We start from the raw sequence: 14,734 nt of genomic DNA, 5'->3' as shown, positions 1-14,734 counted from the left end.
TTACGGGCTTTATTTTCATATTTTTGAATTATGCACACAGTGCGCTCTTGAAATGTGCACACAGTGCGCTAACATTGGAGCTATCAAATGGGTTCGAACACAAGCAGAACCCTTTAAGGAGAAAAAATGACTGTGCACGTAGCCAGGACGATCCTGGTAAAGCACCGCCAGGACTTTAATCGGGACCGCCTTCCCTGGTTACCCAACGGGCTGTACCGTACCTGGCGGGAAGCATCACCGAAGTTTCAGGAGCCGGTGCGCGTCTCCTGAAGCCGGGCCAATCCCGAAATGGCCCCAATAAAAAGGACAAATTCGGAACCCGGGCGCTGCTTTGCCCCTGGCGCCCGCCCACCTTATAAAAAACCCGGCGAATGCCGGGTTTTTTGTCATCCGGCCAGAAGGTTCAGGAGCGGCTGAAGATCAGTTTCGCTCCGGCGAAGGCAAAGAAGCAGCCGAGTACCGCCTGAATGGATCGTCTGGCCTTTGAGTAGGTCCTGATCGCGGCGGGACTGGAAAAGAGGATGGCATACAAGACGTGGATGAGCAGCGATAACGCGAATGTTCCAGCGATGATGACGGCGCCGACCCAAAGCGGTGCCTCCTGCTGCATGCCGAGCGAGACGATGGCGATCCAGGCAAGGGCTGCCTTCGGATTGGTCATCTGTATGACGTATCCCCGCCGGGCATAGCCAGACCGGCTGATCCGCTCTCCTTCCACTTGATCCGCGGCAATGATGCTGTCGGTGCTTGCGGCCTTGAACGACTTGTAGGCAAGCCAGAGCAGATAGCATCCACCGGCGATCTTGATAGCTGTGAGCGCGGACGCGTAAGTGGCGAGCACTGCCGACAGCCCGAGAACGGTGAGCGTTGCCCAGGTCAGCGATCCGAACGCGATACCGGAGGCGAGGGCAACACCTTCCCTGCGCCCGGCACTCAACGACGTCCCCATGACCGCAAGAATGTTCGGCCCCGGACTGATGATCCCGAGAAGGAACGCCGAATAGGCGAGCAAAATTCCCGGCAAATATGTTGAAACCTGTTCCATTCGGAGCCCCCTTGGTGTTGCGACAGTGCAGCATAGTGGGAACTTCGGGGCCTATGCTTCGGCCGTGATCGAACAATGGCCGATGCCGGCAGACTGTTGCCGTTCCTAACTTTGCAGGGGGCTTTCAACGGGAAACAGGTGGCGCAACTCCGCTTCGCCTTTCGGGGAGATGTGGACGGTACGCCCTGATCTCGCCCGGCGCACCCAGCCGTTTTGCTGAAAGCGATCCAGCAACGCGGCACCCAGTGATCCGGCCAGGTGGTTCCGTCTTTCACTCCAGTCGAGACACGCCCGGCAAAGCGGACGGCGCGCGGTTTTCAGGGCGGTCAGGTTGATCCCGGCGTCGCAGACGAATGTCTCGCCGCTTTCCGTCAGGCCAAGACCGCCCTTGTCTGTGGTGACCTCCAGAAACCCGCGGGCCTGCATGCTGTCGAAAATGCGCACGGCCATATCCCCGGCAAGGTGATCGTAGCAGACGCGCGCCGCGCGCATGGCCGGATCCCTCGGCCCTGTGCGCACGCGCAGGTGTCCCTTGCGGGCCGCCAATCCCATGACCGCTTCAAGGACCGAGGCCACCTCAGGGCCCGCGAGCTTGTAATACCGGTGCCGGCCCTGCTTCGCCTGTGCCAGCAGGCCGCCTTCGACCAGCTTCTTCAAATGCGAACTTGCGGTCTGGCCGGTAATCCCGGCTTCCCCCGCCAGTTCGGTGGCGGTGAGTGCCTTACCGCTCAGGAGCGCGCCAAGGATGTTGGCCCGCGCCGGGTCTCCGATGAGGGAGCCTATACGCGCAATGTCCGGTCCGTCTTTCATTGTTCGATCTCCGTCGAAGCATCGATGTCACGAAAGATGGCACAAAGCGCCTGACAGGCCAACCGGAAAGGAAAATAGCATGATCACATGTTTCATCCGCTATCATATCGACCCGACAAAAAGATCGGCGTTTGAGGAATATGCGCGCAACTGGGGGCAGGCGATTCCCCGCTGCGGTGCCAATCTCGTCGGGTATTTTGCTCCTCACGAAGGATCGACGACCCTGGCCTACGGCGTCTATTCCATCGATAGTCTTGCGGCCTACGAAGCCTACCGGGAACGGCTCGCGGCGGATCCTCTCGGACAAATGAACTACGCGTTTGCGCAAAAGGAAAAATTCATCTTGCGGGAAGACCGCACCTTTCTAAAACTGGCGTCCGCCCCGCATGGAACAGGAGACAGGTCCGAATGATTGCCGTCATTTTCGAAGTGATTCCGCATGCCGACAAGAAACAGAACTATCTGGACATGGCCGCCAAGATGCGGCCTCTCGTGGAACAGATCGACGGTTTCCTGTCGGTGGAACGCTTCCAGAGCCTGACCGATCCGGACAAACTCCTTTCCATCTCCTTTTTCCGCGACGAGGACGCGCTCAACGCGTGGCGCAGGCTGACAGGACACAGGCAGGCCCAGCAGGCTGGCCGGACGAGCTACTTCCGCGATTATCGTCTGCGTGTTGCCCATGTTCTGCGCGACTATGGCATGGAGGATCGTGACGAAGCCCCGGAAGACAGCCGCGCGTTGCACGGCTGACGCTGTCTTCATGCCAAACCGCAGTTTCGACTACGCGCTGCTCGGGCTTCTCGCGCTCCTGTGGGGGTCCTCCTACATGTGGATCGGCCTGGCGCTGGACACGATCCCGCCGGCGACACTGATGGCGTTGCGCGTCACGCTGGCCTCTGCCATCCTTTTGTTGGTCATGGCTCTTCGAGGCATCCGGCTGCCCCTTGACGGCAAGAGCTGGCGGCTGTTCTTCGTCCAGTCCCTCCTGAACGGCACCGGGCCATGGCTGCTGCTTGCCTGGGGTCAGCAATATGCCGGAACCGCCGTTTCCAGCGTGCTCAACTCCACGTCGCCGCTCTGGGTGTTCGCGATCTCCTTCTTCCTTCTGAAACGGTCCCAGCCCGTCGGCGGGCGCCAGCTTGCCGGTGCGCTGCTCGGGTTTTGCGGCGTTGTCCTGATCATCGGCGTCGGTGCGTTGCGGGATCTCGGGCAGAACCTAATTCCCCAGCTTGCCGTTTTCCTGAGCGCTGCGCTCTACGGCGTGGCCGCGCTGCGCGGCCAGCTCTTCAAGGGCGTGCCGCCGATCGTTCCGGCCACGGGCATGCTGATCTGCTCCTCGATCGTCCTCGTGCCGCTGAGCCTTGTCACCGAGGCGCCGTGGATGTTGCAGCCGGGCGTCACCGGCTGGGCGTCCGCCATCATTCTCGGAACGGTCTGCACGGCCCTGGCTTTCCTGATCTATTTCCGCTTGCTGGTGACGCTGGGCGCGATGGGGACGGCCAGTCAGGCCTATCTTCGCGCCGGGGTCGGCGTTCTTCTGGGCGTGGTGTTCCTGTCGGAAAGACTGGATGCGGAAACGCTGGCCGGGATATGCCTTGCCATCTCAGGTGTTGTTCTGATCAACTGGCCCGGAAGCGGGCGGGCTTCGAAGCCCCTGAAGAAGACGACCTAACGGGCGAGGTGGATTGATGAGTTTTCTGACCGTCTACAAGGCCGGTTCCCGGCCGAGCAAGCGCGCGAGTTCCGATTATTTCACCGGCACGGTCTGGCAGGAGCCGGTCATCGAAGCGCCTGCTCCGGCGCGGGTGAGGGCGCTGAAGGTCACCTTCGAGCCGGGCGCGCGCACCAACTGGCACACCCACCCGCTCGGGCAGACGCTTCAGGTTCTGGACGGGGCCGGCTTCGTTCAGCTGTGGGGCCAGGACAAGTTGCCGATCCTTCCGGGCGACGTTGTCTGGATCCCGCCGGATGTGAAGCACTGGCACGGCGCGGGCCCGCAGACCGCGCTGGTCCATCTGGCCATCCAGGAAGGCCTTGATGGTGCGGTGGCGGACTGGCTCGAGCCGGTGGACGAGGCGACGTACTCCAAGGCGTAGCGCCACGACGTTCAAACAGCCGGGAGAGCGGCAGGTTCGCCCTTGCGCTCTTCAATCGAAGCTCGGCTGCGGAGGGCCGATTCAAGCGTGACGGTCAGCTTGCGCGGTAAGGCTTGCAGCAAATCCCGGAGCAATCGGCAGGCGCTGAACGCATCCGCGCTGCGGATCTGTCTGGCGCGCCTGTCGTAATAGGCAAGGTCTATCGCTCCGTTTTCCAAAGTCCGGTAGGGGCTTGTCTGTTCGGTCATTGTGCTGCTCCTTGATCAGATGAAGGGAGCATGCGCGAACGGGACGGTGGCTGCTTGAAGAGAACCTTTAGAACACCTTGTGTTTTCCTTGATTTTCGGCCGGGCAAATTGCACCGGCTATGCACTTCCAGTACTGTTCCATGGCTTGAACACCGCCGCTGGGGGACTGCGTGCGCTACGAATTTGCAGATTGCGTCCTGGACACGGAAAGCTATCAGCTTCAGAGACTTGGAACGGAAGTTCCGGTCGAGCCGCAGGTGTTCGAACTCTTGTGCCTGCTTGCCGAAAACGCCGGGAAACTTGTTTCGAAAGACGCGCTCATTGAGCGCGTGTGGAACGGCAGGATCGTTTCGGAGGCCACGATCAGCGCCCGGATCAACGCAGCGAGAACCGCCGTCGGAGACAACGGCAAGACACAGGCGGTCATTCGCACGGTGCAGCGCAGGGGGCTGGAACTGGTTGCCCCGGTCAGCACAAATACGGCAATCCAGACGCCCTCCGGCAACTCGACTGCAAAACGCATGCAGACCATTCATTTCGCGCAGTCGGAGGACGGCACCTCGATTGCCTATGCGCAATCGGGTGCAGGACCTGCCGTCGTCAGGGCCGGGCACTTTCTGACCCATCTGGAGAAGGACTGGTCCAGCCCGGTCTGGGGCCCCTATCTCCAGGAACTCAGCGCACGCTATCGCCTCGTGCGCTACGATCAAAGGGGCACCGGACTGTCGGATGCCGTGCTGAAGGGAACGGAGATCCATAACTATGTGGCCGATCTCAAGGCGGTCGTTGATGCTGCGGGCCTGGAAACGTTCCCGCTCATCGCCGCGTCCCAGGGTGTGCCCATTTCAATCGTCTTTGCTGCCACTTATCCCGAGCGGGTCAGCCGGCTCATTCTGTATGGTGGTTTCGTTCAGGGGCGTTCGCGGCGCGACCATCAATATGCAAGCGAGGAAGCCAATGCGCTGATGGCGCTGATCCGTTCCGGGTGGGGAAAACCCGACAGCCCCTTCATGGTTGCCTTCACATCCGTCTTTTGTCCCGGGGCCTCCAAGGAGGAGATGGACAACATGGTCGAGATCCAGCTTGCTTCCACGTCAGCAGAAAATGCAGCCGCAATCAGGACCGCCTTTGACCAGTTCGACGTTTCCGATTACCTGCCGCAAGTGAAGGTGCCGACCCTGATCATTCACGCAAGCGCCGATGCCGTTCATCCGGTCTCTCAGGGCCGTTTGCTTGCCTCCGGAATCGCCGGGGCGGAATTTCTTCAGGTCGAGAGCAACAATCACGTTTATCTGCCCTCGGATCCGGCCTGGCGGCAGATCGTCGATGCGCAGGTGGAATTTCTGGAACGGGACAAACCCACGACATAGAGCGCTACCGCGTCGGCAGCCTCACCTCGGCGACGAGACCCGCGTCCGGGCCGTTCTGCAGGGTGACCGTGCCGCCGTGCGCATGAATGATCGAGCGGGATATAGCGAGGCCGAGGCCGATGCCACCGGTTTCCTCGCTCCGGGATTCCTCCAGCCGCACAAACGGTTCGAACACGTCCTTCAGCCGGTCCTCGGGAATGCCGGGGCCGGTATCGGAAACCCGTATGATGACTTCGCCGTCCCGGATCCGCGCGGCGATGGAGACGCCGCCGCCGTAGCGGATGCCGTTCTCGATCAGGTTGCGCAGGGCCCGCTTGAGAGCGACAGGCCGGCAGCTGAGCATGATCGGCTGATCGAGCGTCACGCTGCAGACATGGCCGAGATCCTGCTGGTCGCCCGCAAGGCTTTCCAGCATCGCACCGAGGTCCGTTTCCTCCGCGCCTTCGGCATGGGCTTCATCCCTTGCAAAGCGGAGCGTCGCCTCGGTCATGGCAGCCATTTCGTCGAGGGTTTCGATCATCTTCTCGCGGTTTTCGTCGTCGTCGATGAATTCGGCCCTGATCCGGAGCGAGGTGATCGGCGTCCTCAGGTCATGGCTGATCGCGGCCAGCATGCGCGTGCGGTCCTTGACGAACCGGGTCAGCCTGTCCTGCATGTCATTGAAGGAAGACGTCAGCGCACGGACTTCGCGCGGGCCGCTTGGATCGAGCGGTTCCAGTTCCTCGCCGCGGCCGAATTTCTCGGCGGATGCGGACAGGGTCTTGAGCGGCTTCGTGACCCTGCGCACCGCGAAGCCGATGATCAGCACCGTCAGGACGGAAGTGATCCCGAGTTGGACCAGCAGCGGGATGTAGGCGCCCGGGGGCGGGCGGTAGCTCGTTGCGACATTCAGCCAGCGTCCATCGGTCATCTGGATGGAGAGCGACAGGTCTTCCGGCTTGTTCATGATCTTGCGGAGGTTGCGGGGACGCTCCCGCTTGGGAACGGACCGCCAGCTTGCCGCGTCCTGATCGCCGTCCCGGTCCCGTCTGGCCTTGGGGCCCCGCTTTTCGTCGGCGAGAATGTTGAGATGAACCGCCTGACCATGATGCAGGCGGCTGGACAGGTATCCCTGCAGGCGCTCTTCGAAACCGGAGGTTCCGGGGGCAGGAGCAAGCGGGGTATCGCCGAGCCAGAAGACCGCAAAGCGGCTGCTGCTGGCTTCCAGAATGCGATCCTGCAGGCCGGGCGGGGTGTCCTCCAGCAATTCGGCGACCGATACGGACCGGGCCAGCAGGTTGTCTCTCGCAGCCGCGACCAGGGCAATGCGGCGCTCATCATGGAAGATCAGGATGCTCAGCGCCTGCGCCGCAAAGATTGCGGCGAGCAGCAGCAGAATCAGCTGCGAGGCCAGAGACTTCGGCCACAGCGCTTGCATTATCCTGGTGACGGCGGCCGGCAAATTCATTCCACCTGGTCTCTGACCTCGGCGGTGAACATGTAGCCGCCGCCCCAGACGGTCTTGATCATCCTTGGGTCTTTCGGGTCTGCCTCGATCTTGCGCCGCAGCCGCGACACCTGATTGTCGATGGACCGGTCGAACACACCGGGTGTCCTGCCGGTTGTCAGATCAAGCAGCTGGTCGCGATTGAGAACCATCTTGGGGCGCTTCAGAAACGCGCACAGCAGCTGGAATTCGCCGCTGGAAAGCGGCACTGCATTTCCCTCCGGGTCCGCGAGTTCGCGCCTGGAAATGTTCAGAGCCCAGCCGTCGAAATGAAGCATCTCCTGTTCGATCGGATCACGCTCCTTGGGAACAAGGGACGTGCGTCTGAGCACAGCCCGGATCCTGGCCAGCAGTTCGCGCGGATTGAAGGGCTTGGTCACGTAGTCGTCTGCGCCGATTTCCAGGCCGATGACACGGTCGGTGTCGTCGGCCATCGCCGTCAGGAGAATGACGGGCATCGAACCGGTTTCGACCAGGTGCCGGCAGAGCGACAGGCCGTCCTCACCCGGCATCATGATGTCGAGCACGACCAGGTCGATCGACGCGGCCTTGAGGGCCTTGCGCGCGTGGGCGGCGCTTTCGGCGGCTGTCGCCCGCAGCCCGTTCTTGACCAGATAGCGGGCCAGCGTCTCTCTGATGTCGCGGTGATCGTCCACCACGAGGATATGCGGACTGGGATCGCTCACGCGTCTCTCCTGTCTTGCGATTGCCATCTGCACTGCGCCGGCTGTACGCAAGAAGCTGCGTTCCGGCCGGCAAGGTGTCTGTTTCTACTGCAAAAATAATAACAGGCAGCGCAACTTTCGAGCGGAACTTGTAACAAAGTGTGTCGCCGGGCCAATTGGGGACAGATGGCGACACTTAAGCGCCTTGCGGCGGGTATTTCTGCGACAAACGCCTCCTACCTTGTGTTCATCGACGAACCAAGGAGTTGTTTAATGAAACCGTTCAAGAAAATTGCAATCACCGCTTTGGCTGCGAGTGTCGCGGGAACCGCGCTGACGGCCGGCCTGCCTGCATTCGCACAAAGCGGCGATGCGGCAGGGAACGGGGGGCAACAGATCAAGCAGGTGCAGAGCGAGCAGGTCGCGCACAAGGGTGAACGCGGCAAATGGGGCCGCGGCCACGGTCGCGGCGGCCACAAGCAGCGCGCCGAACGCATGTTCGAACGTTTTGACGTGAACAAGGACGGTGTGATCACCGAAGCCGAGATCGCGGAAGTCAGAACGACAGATTTCACCACGGCGGATGCCGACGGAAACGGCGAGATCAGTCTTGAGGAATTCAAGGCCCAGTTCCTGGATCGCTCCGGTGACCGGATGGTCCGCGCCTTCCAGTTCCTGGACACCGATGGTGACGGCACCGTGACCCAGGAAGAGGTCGACGTGGTCGCAAACCGGATGTTCAACCGGCTTGACCGCGATGGCAACGGGACCGTTGAGCGTGTTCGCGGCCAGCGCAATCAAGCAGCCGCAGAAAACGGCGAACGCCAGCAGCGTGCCGAACGCGGCGAACGTGGCGAGCGCGGTGAGCGGCGCGGCCGTGGCGGCCATGGCCGCATGTTCATGGCGCTGTTCGACACCGACGGCAGCGGTTCCGTGACCCGGGAAGACTTCGACGCGCGGCGGGCCGAACTGTTCGCTTTGGCCGACACGAATTCCAGCGGTTCCTTCACGCTTGAGGATTTCGGTCCGCTGTGGCTGGCCGTCAACGAGAACCGGATTGTCGACATGTTCCAGCGTGCCGATGAAGACGGCAGCCTCGGCATCACCCAGGAAGAAGCCGGAAAACGCCTCGACAACCTGATGAAGCGCGCGGACCGCAACAAGGACGGCGTGATCACCAAAGCCGACTTCAAGGGCGGCAAGAAAGGCGGCAAGGGCAAGAAGCACCGCGGCTGATTTGCCCCTGACGTGAAACCGGTCTGTCTTCCCGCGTTTCAATGCCCCCAAGTGCGGGAAGACGATAAGGGAGCCACTTTCGTGGCTCCCTTTTTTGTTACCGGAATATCAAGGTTTTCGCGCCAAAGTCCCTGTCAAAGTCTCCAAGGGGGAAACCATGGCCAAGCCCGATTTGAATGAATTTGTCACCGCAAAGATCGCCTCCGGGCACGTGGATGCGGACGATGTCATCACGCTCCGGCGTTTCATCTACGGCGACATGGCCGTCTCCCTGGAGGAAGGTGCCGCGCTGTTCCGGCTGAACGATGCCGAGCTGACCTATGCGGACACCTGGTATGAACTCTTCCCAGAGGCCATCGCCGACATCCTGGTCAATCAGGCGCGCCCGGAAGGCTATGTTTCGGATGAAAACGCGGCCTGGCTGATCGGCCAGATCGAGGCGGACGGCCACGTCTGCAGCCGCACGGAACTCGATGCGGTGCTGCATGTGCTGGAGAAGGCCCGCGAAGCCCCGGAGAGCCTGGAGCAGTTCGCCCTGAAGACAGTGAGCCATTCCGTCATCTCCGGAAGCGGTGCGACGCGGGCAGGCAATGATCTGAAACCCGGTGTCATTTCGGACGGAGAAGTGGAGATCCTGCGGCGGGTTCTCTACGCCGGAGCAGGCTGCGGCGGCGTCGCGATCTCGAAGGCCGAGGCGGAGATCCTGTTCGATCTGAACGATGCCACGGTCGAAGCCGAAAACGCACCTTCGTGGTCGGAGTTGTTCTCAAAGGCGGTCGCCAATCACTTGATGGCCATGTCCGGGTTCACGCCGCCGTCGCGCGACGTCGCGCTTGCCCGCGAGGACTGGCTGAACCAACCCGGCGGCTACGAGCGCGGACTTGGCGGTTTCTTCCGCAAGATGATCAGCGGCGGTGTCAGCGGAATTCGCGATTCCTATGCGGTCAACGATCCGTTCGCGGCACGGGGGGCATCCATGGAGGCCGAAATTGCCGCGAATGAAACCGTGAGCGAGGACGAGGCGTCCTGGCTGGTCGAGCGTATCGGACGCGACGGCGTTCTTCATGAAAATGAAAAGGCGCTGTTGCGGTTCATTCGCGAGGAGAGCCCGAACATTCACCCGGCCCTGCAGCCGCTCATGGACAAGGCCGTCTGACGCGGATTACCCGTCGACGCGCATGGCCTCCGTCTCGATGATCAGCTGAACGTCATCACCGACAAATCCGTTATCGACGGCATAGGTCATGCCGTAAACGCTGCGCTGGACCGTGCCTGTCGCGCTGATCCCGAGCGTGAAGCGTTTGTGGCCGAAGGGGTAATCGGCAGCCTTTTTCAGCGTGACATCGAGCGTCAGGGGCTGCGTCTTGCCCAGAAGCGTCAGGTTGCCCGTCACGGTTCCGGTCGTGTCGCTTGCCGGCGTTCCGCTGCCGGCGGTGAACGTCATCACAGGGAACTGTTCAACGTCCAGAAAATCCTTGTTGCGGACATGGTTGTCGCGCGCTTCGTTGAAGGACTGGACGCTCGCGGTCTTTACCGTGATCTCGACGTCGGTGAGTTCCTGCGTGTCCATGTCATAGGTGAAACCGCCCTCGAAATCGAGAAACACACCGAGCGTGTCCGCATAGCCTATGTGATCGACCATGAACGCAATCGTCGTGTGGGTCGGGTCGAGTTCATACCGGTGCGGCTCGGCCAAGGCAGGTGTGGCGGCAAGGGCAATGGCAGCAGTGCCTGCAAGGGTTCGGATCATGTCTGACCTCCGTCCAGCTGGTTCAATCGACCGGGTGGTAGCTAGGTGATGGACTCATAAATGAGGCCGAAATGGTTTGAGGCGGATTGCTTCTCCGCAAGGAGCGGAAGCGCAGGAAATGTGGTTCATTTTCAAGCCTTTCGCGACGCGGAGGAGACGCAATCCGGTCAAATCCGAAGGACATGGAAATGGCTTCACCCCGTGTCGTCAGTGTGCTTGACCGGGCAGAAAGCCCGCTTCGCGCACTCTTCCTAACGGGATTTAGCCATTTCGCATGCCATTTCGACCTCATTTATGAGTCCATCACCTAGCGCAGACTTTGCAGGAAGCAACCGTTTTCCGGGGCTGATCAGGCGCTGGTGCGAAAATCAACGTGAATGTGATTGCCGTCCGGATCCCAGACATTGATCGCTACGAGGTTGAGTTCCGCCAGTTCAGACTTGCGGTAGGTCTCGCCGCGTTGGCGCAGCCGGTCTTCGAATTCCTCCGCTCCGGTTGCGGAAAAGGCGAAGTGTTCCAGTTTCAGCTCCACTTCCGATCCGGTCCCGGCGTCTCCGTCAAGCCCGACGAGATGCACATAGGCCGTGTCGCCGGCGTAGAGCCAGGCCCCCGGAAAGGGAAAATCCGGCCTTGGGCCGGACGTGAGGCCAAGGACGTCCTGATACCAGGAAATCATGGTGTCCAGCTGCGTCGTGCGCAGGTTGACGTGATTGAGTTGGTGGATCTGCATGTTTCCGCCCGGGGTTACTTCCATTTGATTGAGCAGCCGATCGAGGGGATCTGGTCTTCAGGACCCCGACCGGTTTCAGCTATCTGTTTCATGGCCTCAAAGAGGTCGCGGCGCAAGTCCGAGGGCGAAGCGCCCATGCGCGTGGCGTCAAGCCTGCCGCGATACTGAAGGCCGAGATCCTTGTTGAAACCGAAGAAATCGGGGGTGCAGACGGCGTCGTAGGTCTTTGCGACGGTCTGGTCCGCATCGTGCAGATAGCGAAACGGAAAGCCGTGTCTTTCGGCCATCAGCTGCATGTTCTCGTAGCTGTCCGCCGGGTAGGAGACAGGATCGTTCGAGCAGATGGCGGCAATGCCGATGCCGTGTTCCTTCAATTCGTGCGCGTCACGGACGATTTTGTCGAGTATCGCCAGTACGAACGGACAGTGATTGCAGATGAACATGACCAGCGTGCCGTTTTCACCGGCCACATCGCTCAGGCCGTGATGCCTGCCATCGGTGCCCAGGAGCGTGAAATCGGGAGCTTGCCAACCGAAGTCGCAGACGGGCGGTTGAAGTGCGGCCATCTGATTGCCTTTCGTTTCGCGGACGACCCAAACGGGCCGGTGCAGCCGGTCACCCGGCTGCGCCAGCCTGCTGTCAGTAACCTTCAAGCACTATTTTGCCCTTTGCGGTGCCCGTTTCAACAAGCGCATGGGCCTTGCGCATGTTTTCCGCATTGATCGGGGAGAGAACCGTGTCGAGCGTCGTGCGGATCCGGCCTGCGTCGATCTCGCCGGCGACATAGGTCAGCAGCTTGTGCTGCTCGATCATGTCGGGTGTCTGGAACATGGCGCGCGCGAACATGAATTCCCAATGAAGGCTGGCGGCTTTCATTTTCATCTTGTCCATCGGCATCGGCAGGTTGGTGTCATCGATGGTGACGATGCCGCCTTGGGGCCGGATCAGTTCCACGGCCGTTTCCCAGTGACGCATGTCGTTGAAGATGGCGATGTGGTCGACGCTCTCAAAGCCAAGGGCACGGACCTGTGCGACCATGTCCTGTCTGTGATTGACGACGTGGTCCGCGCCCAGTTCCGTCACCCAGGCCGAGGTTTCGGGCCGCGATGCCGTGGCGATGATCTTCAGACCGGCGGCCTTGGCAAGCTGGATACCGATCGATCCGACACCGCCGCCCGCGCCAATGATCAGAAGGCTTTCACCCGAATTGCCGCCGTTGCGGTCGATCCCCAGCCGGTCGAAAAAGGATTCGTAGGCTGTCAGGGTGGTCAGCGGCAGAGCGGCCGCTTCGGCAAAGCCGAGCGTCTTGGGTTTCACGCCGACGATCCGCTCGTCGATCAGCTGGTACTCCGAGTTGGAGCCCGCCCGGGTGATGTCTCCGGCGTAGTAGACTTCATCGCCGGGCTTGAACAGCGTCACGTCCGGGCCGACCGCCTCGACAATCCCGGCTGCGTCCCATCCAAGAACGCGCGGTGTCTCTTCCACCGTACCCTTGGGGGCACGCACTTTCGTGTCGACCGGGTTGACGGAAACGGCCTTCACCGCCACCAGCAGGTCGCGCCCGTCCGGCACCGGTTTCGGGAGGTCGACATCCTGGAAGCTTTCAGGGTCGTCGATCGGCAAATAGCGAGTCAGTGCAACGGCTTTCATTGTCTTGTTCTCAAAGTGATTCAAGGGAGGTTTCTGAGGTCCGCTTGCCGGATCCCACGGCAGAACGCATTCAGCCGATCACGGTCATCTCGTTCAGCGTGAAATCCGCCACGGCGCCTTCGGTGGCGGCCATGTAGGCGGCCAGATGCGGCGCGTTCATGTGGATCTGCCAGAGTTCCCGGCTTTCCCAGTTTTCGTAGAACATGAAGTGCGCGGGGTTCTCGTTGTCCTGGTGAAGGTCGTAATTTATGCAGCCGTTTTCGCTGCGCGTTATTTCGATCAGCTTGAGCAGTTCGGTTTTCACGAGGTCGATCTTGTCCGGGTTGGCCTTGATGTTGGCGACGATGGTGAGTTGGGTCATGTCGGTGTCTCCATTTCGGTGTGTGATGCCCTATCTAATTCCTTGACGCTCTCGGATAAACGGGCAGTATGCGCAGAGACAATCCGGAATTTCCGTATAATGCTCATCGACAACATTTCCCTGTTCGTGCTGATCATCGAGAAGGGCAGCCTGGCCGCGGCGGCACGCGAGGCAGGCCTAGCGCCGACAACCGTGTCGGAAAGGCTGGCGGCGCTTGAAGCGCATTACGGCGTCGTGCTGCTCAACCGGACGACACGCTCCATCAGCCTGACGGAAGAGGGGCGGGCGCTTTTTGAAGGTGCGCGCACCGTGCTCAGCGAGGTAGACGAACTCGACACCCGGATCCGGACGGGCGCGACCACGCTGTCCGGGCTCATCCGGCTCAGTGCTCCGGAAGATCTGGGACGCCATGTCATTTCCGGCGCGATTGCGGGGTTCCAGGCCGAACACCCCCTGATCTCAATCGATCTCCACCTGTCCGACGGCTATGTCGATATCGTCGGCCTGGGCATTGATCTTGCGGTTCGCTTCGGCGCGATCAGCGACAGCTCGTTGCGGGTCAAACACGTGGCATCGCGCAAGCGCCTCCTGTGTGCGTCTCCCGGCTATCTTGAAACACATGCGGCGCCAAGGGTGCCCGCCGACCTGAAAGACCACGATTGCCTGCTGATGCGTTTCGGACAGAATATCGACAACACATGGGAGTTCGTTCAAGGCGGTGTGACGCACACCGTGACCGTTTCCGGCAAGCTGATTGCCAATGACGGAGCTCTGGTCCGTGAATGGGCGCTGGAAGGACGCGGCATTGCGCTGAAGTCCGAATTCGACTGCGCCGATGACATCAGGGCAGGGCGTCTGGTTGCCCTGTTGCCGGAGTTCGAACCGCCGAATTCACCCCTGCATGTCCTGTTCCCGCCAAGCCGGGCGCAGCCACGCCGGGTCCGCGCTTTCGCCGATCATCTCATCAGGACGATCAGGGCCGTCTATTGAGCGCGTGCGCCAAGTGCCGTTGCATTGCTGCATCGCCTGTCGTCCTTTTCCGGAGCAATCTCAAAAAAATCCGCATTCCCCTCAGATTTCACTTGCGCCAGACGCGAAAGAAGCGCATACACCGCTCGCCCAAATTCGCACGTGCCCGTGGTCGTTCATGGGATGGTTGAAACATCTCTTAAGGGGCTGCTGCCACAAAAACCGCCAAGGGGCGGGCAGCAGATCCGTACGGCTTAAAGCAACGACGTAAGAGGGCTTTTTTGGTCTCTGCCGGGGTTTCCAACCTCCGGCGTC

Annotated in this window: 19 protein-coding genes; 9 read left to right on the top strand and 10 right to left on the bottom strand. The window is 61.0% G+C overall.

The features are described 5' to 3' along the window. Window positions 1-126 precede the first annotated feature (126 nt). Window positions 127-270 carry a hypothetical protein gene (locus tag ACO07N_RS25345; RefSeq protein WP_421983661.1) on the top strand — a complete coding sequence of 48 codons (144 nt, stop codon included), beginning with the start codon at window positions 127-129 and terminating at the stop codon, window positions 268-270. Window positions 271-403: 133 nt separating this feature from the next. Here ACO07N_RS25345 and ACO07N_RS25340 read toward each other — a convergent pair whose 3' ends face one another. Together ACO07N_RS25340 and ACO07N_RS25335 are read right to left on the bottom strand one after the other, a co-directional pair. Further along, window positions 404-1,045 carry a LysE family translocator gene (locus tag ACO07N_RS25340; RefSeq protein WP_421983660.1) on the bottom strand — a complete coding sequence of 214 codons (642 nt, stop codon included), beginning with the start codon at window positions 1,043-1,045 and terminating at the stop codon, window positions 404-406. Between the two features lie 105 nt (window positions 1,046-1,150). Further along, window positions 1,151-1,855: an ArsR/SmtB family transcription factor gene (locus tag ACO07N_RS25335; RefSeq protein ID WP_421983659.1), complete on the bottom strand. Its 705-nt coding sequence runs from the start codon at window positions 1,853-1,855 to the stop codon at window positions 1,151-1,153. Window positions 1,856-1,934: 79 nt separating this feature from the next. On the opposite strand from ACO07N_RS25335, the gene ACO07N_RS25330 reads away from it, so the two are divergent. The 4 genes from ACO07N_RS25330 to ACO07N_RS25315 are packed head-to-tail and all read left to right on the top strand — an operon-like array spanning window position 1,935 to window position 3,954. Further along, a complete protein-coding gene (locus ACO07N_RS25330) occupies window positions 1,935-2,267 on the top strand; it encodes an NIPSNAP family protein (RefSeq protein ID WP_421983658.1) in 333 nt (110 codons plus the stop codon). Beyond that, window positions 2,264-2,608: an antibiotic biosynthesis monooxygenase family protein gene (locus tag ACO07N_RS25325; RefSeq protein ID WP_421983657.1), complete on the top strand. Its 345-nt coding sequence runs from the start codon at window positions 2,264-2,266 to the stop codon at window positions 2,606-2,608. Before ACO07N_RS25330 ends, ACO07N_RS25325 begins: the two co-directional genes overlap by 4 nt. Window positions 2,609-2,618: 10 nt before the next feature. After that, window positions 2,619-3,530, top strand: a complete 912-nt coding sequence (locus tag ACO07N_RS25320) for a DMT family transporter (protein WP_421983656.1) — start codon at window positions 2,619-2,621, stop codon at window positions 3,528-3,530. A 16-nt stretch (window positions 3,531-3,546) separates the two neighbouring features. Next, complete coding sequence (locus ACO07N_RS25315; protein ID WP_421983655.1) at window positions 3,547-3,954, top strand: (R)-mandelonitrile lyase; 408 nt, start codon at window positions 3,547-3,549, stop codon at window positions 3,952-3,954. An 11-nt stretch (window positions 3,955-3,965) separates the two neighbouring features. Here the strand turns inward: ACO07N_RS25315 and ACO07N_RS25310 are convergent, their stop codons facing one another. After that, complete coding sequence (locus ACO07N_RS25310; RefSeq protein WP_421983654.1) at window positions 3,966-4,202, bottom strand: hypothetical protein; 237 nt, start codon at window positions 4,200-4,202, stop codon at window positions 3,966-3,968. A 170-nt stretch (window positions 4,203-4,372) separates the two neighbouring features. On the opposite strand from ACO07N_RS25310, the gene ACO07N_RS25305 reads away from it, so the two are divergent. After that, on the top strand, window positions 4,373-5,572 hold the full coding sequence (locus ACO07N_RS25305; RefSeq protein ID WP_421983653.1) for an alpha/beta fold hydrolase: 1,200 nt from the start codon (window positions 4,373-4,375) through the stop codon (window positions 5,570-5,572). Window positions 5,573-5,576: 4 nt separating this feature from the next. Here the strand turns inward: ACO07N_RS25305 and ACO07N_RS25300 are convergent, their stop codons facing one another. Both ACO07N_RS25300 and ACO07N_RS25295 read right to left on the bottom strand, forming a co-directional pair. Beyond that, window positions 5,577-6,989 (bottom strand): ATP-binding protein, encoded by a 1,413-nt coding sequence (locus ACO07N_RS25300; RefSeq protein ID WP_421983652.1) that lies wholly within the window; start codon window positions 6,987-6,989, stop codon window positions 5,577-5,579. A 26-nt stretch (window positions 6,990-7,015) separates the two neighbouring features. Then, on the bottom strand, window positions 7,016-7,771 hold the full coding sequence (locus ACO07N_RS25295; RefSeq protein ID WP_421983651.1) for a response regulator: 756 nt from the start codon (window positions 7,769-7,771) through the stop codon (window positions 7,016-7,018). A 225-nt stretch (window positions 7,772-7,996) separates the two neighbouring features. Here ACO07N_RS25295 and ACO07N_RS25290 point away from each other — a divergent pair, with 225 nt between their 5' ends. Together ACO07N_RS25290 and ACO07N_RS25285 are read left to right on the top strand one after the other, a co-directional pair. Continuing rightward, window positions 7,997-8,959, top strand: a complete 963-nt coding sequence (locus ACO07N_RS25290; protein ID WP_421983650.1) for an EF-hand domain-containing protein — start codon at window positions 7,997-7,999, stop codon at window positions 8,957-8,959. Window positions 8,960-9,116: 157 nt separating this feature from the next. Further along, on the top strand, window positions 9,117-10,115 hold the full coding sequence (locus ACO07N_RS25285; protein WP_421983649.1) for a hypothetical protein: 999 nt from the start codon (window positions 9,117-9,119) through the stop codon (window positions 10,113-10,115). A gap of 6 nt (window positions 10,116-10,121) precedes the next feature. Here ACO07N_RS25285 and ACO07N_RS25280 read toward each other — a convergent pair whose 3' ends face one another. The 5 genes from ACO07N_RS25280 to ACO07N_RS25260 all read right to left on the bottom strand — a co-directional run bounded on the left by ACO07N_RS25280 (window position 10,122) and on the right by ACO07N_RS25260 (window position 13,450). Next, a complete protein-coding gene (locus tag ACO07N_RS25280) occupies window positions 10,122-10,709 on the bottom strand; it encodes a YceI family protein (RefSeq protein WP_421983648.1) in 588 nt (195 codons plus the stop codon). 349 nt (window positions 10,710-11,058) lie between these two features. Further along, on the bottom strand, window positions 11,059-11,439 hold the full coding sequence (locus ACO07N_RS25275) for a VOC family protein (protein ID WP_421983647.1): 381 nt from the start codon (window positions 11,437-11,439) through the stop codon (window positions 11,059-11,061). A 14-nt stretch (window positions 11,440-11,453) separates the two neighbouring features. After that, window positions 11,454-12,005 carry a thioredoxin family protein gene (locus tag ACO07N_RS25270; RefSeq protein ID WP_421984488.1) on the bottom strand — a complete coding sequence of 184 codons (552 nt, stop codon included), beginning with the start codon at window positions 12,003-12,005 and terminating at the stop codon, window positions 11,454-11,456. Window positions 12,006-12,078: 73 nt separating this feature from the next. Then, window positions 12,079-13,089 carry a zinc-binding alcohol dehydrogenase family protein gene (locus tag ACO07N_RS25265; RefSeq protein WP_421983646.1) on the bottom strand — a complete coding sequence of 337 codons (1,011 nt, stop codon included), beginning with the start codon at window positions 13,087-13,089 and terminating at the stop codon, window positions 12,079-12,081. 70 nt (window positions 13,090-13,159) lie between these two features. Next, window positions 13,160-13,450 (bottom strand): putative quinol monooxygenase, encoded by a 291-nt coding sequence (locus ACO07N_RS25260; RefSeq protein WP_421983645.1) that lies wholly within the window; start codon window positions 13,448-13,450, stop codon window positions 13,160-13,162. Between the two features lie 99 nt (window positions 13,451-13,549). On the opposite strand from ACO07N_RS25260, the gene ACO07N_RS25255 reads away from it, so the two are divergent. Next, window positions 13,550-14,440 carry a LysR family transcriptional regulator gene (locus ACO07N_RS25255; RefSeq protein WP_421983644.1) on the top strand — a complete coding sequence of 297 codons (891 nt, stop codon included), beginning with the start codon at window positions 13,550-13,552 and terminating at the stop codon, window positions 14,438-14,440. Window positions 14,441-14,734 lie beyond the last annotated feature (294 nt).

Source organism: Roseibium sp. (genome assembly GCF_965229775.1).
Lineage (GTDB): Bacteria > Pseudomonadota > Alphaproteobacteria > Rhizobiales > Stappiaceae > Roseibium.
Note: the sequence above shows the minus strand (reverse complement) of the source record. Positions and strands in the feature narration are given on the sequence as shown.

Bases quoted from the DNA above. Each gene is read 5' to 3' on its own strand.
- ACO07N_RS25345 (WP_421983661.1), top strand. From the start codon at position 127: ATGACTGTGCACGTAGCCAGGACGATCCTGGTAAAGCACCGCCAGGAC.
- ACO07N_RS25280 (WP_421983648.1), bottom strand. From the start codon at position 10,709: ATGATCCGAACCCTTGCAGGCACTGCTGCCATTGCCCTTGCCGCCACA.
- ACO07N_RS25260 (WP_421983645.1), bottom strand. From the start codon at position 13,450: ATGACCCAACTCACCATCGTCGCCAACATCAAGGCCAACCCGGACAAG.
- ACO07N_RS25255 (WP_421983644.1), top strand. From the start codon at position 13,550: ATGCTCATCGACAACATTTCCCTGTTCGTGCTGATCATCGAGAAGGGC.
- ACO07N_RS25285 (WP_421983649.1), top strand. From the start codon at position 9,117: ATGGCCAAGCCCGATTTGAATGAATTTGTCACCGCAAAGATCGCCTCC.
- ACO07N_RS25290 (WP_421983650.1), top strand. From the start codon at position 7,997: ATGAAACCGTTCAAGAAAATTGCAATCACCGCTTTGGCTGCGAGTGTC.
- ACO07N_RS25325 (WP_421983657.1), top strand. From the start codon at position 2,264: ATGATTGCCGTCATTTTCGAAGTGATTCCGCATGCCGACAAGAAACAG.
- ACO07N_RS25340 (WP_421983660.1), bottom strand. From the start codon at position 1,045: ATGGAACAGGTTTCAACATATTTGCCGGGAATTTTGCTCGCCTATTCG.
- ACO07N_RS25295 (WP_421983651.1), bottom strand. From the start codon at position 7,771: ATGGCAATCGCAAGACAGGAGAGACGCGTGAGCGATCCCAGTCCGCAT.
- ACO07N_RS25330 (WP_421983658.1), top strand. From the start codon at position 1,935: ATGATCACATGTTTCATCCGCTATCATATCGACCCGACAAAAAGATCG.
- ACO07N_RS25300 (WP_421983652.1), bottom strand. From the start codon at position 6,989: ATGCAAGCGCTGTGGCCGAAGTCTCTGGCCTCGCAGCTGATTCTGCTG.
- ACO07N_RS25275 (WP_421983647.1), bottom strand. From the start codon at position 11,439: ATGCAGATCCACCAACTCAATCACGTCAACCTGCGCACGACGCAGCTG.
- ACO07N_RS25315 (WP_421983655.1), top strand. From the start codon at position 3,547: ATGAGTTTTCTGACCGTCTACAAGGCCGGTTCCCGGCCGAGCAAGCGC.
- ACO07N_RS25265 (WP_421983646.1), bottom strand. From the start codon at position 13,089: ATGAAAGCCGTTGCACTGACTCGCTATTTGCCGATCGACGACCCTGAA.
- ACO07N_RS25270 (WP_421984488.1), bottom strand. From the start codon at position 12,005: ATGGCCGCACTTCAACCGCCCGTCTGCGACTTCGGTTGGCAAGCTCCC.
- ACO07N_RS25310 (WP_421983654.1), bottom strand. From the start codon at position 4,202: ATGACCGAACAGACAAGCCCCTACCGGACTTTGGAAAACGGAGCGATA.
- ACO07N_RS25320 (WP_421983656.1), top strand. From the start codon at position 2,619: ATGCCAAACCGCAGTTTCGACTACGCGCTGCTCGGGCTTCTCGCGCTC.
- ACO07N_RS25335 (WP_421983659.1), bottom strand. From the start codon at position 1,855: ATGAAAGACGGACCGGACATTGCGCGTATAGGCTCCCTCATCGGAGAC.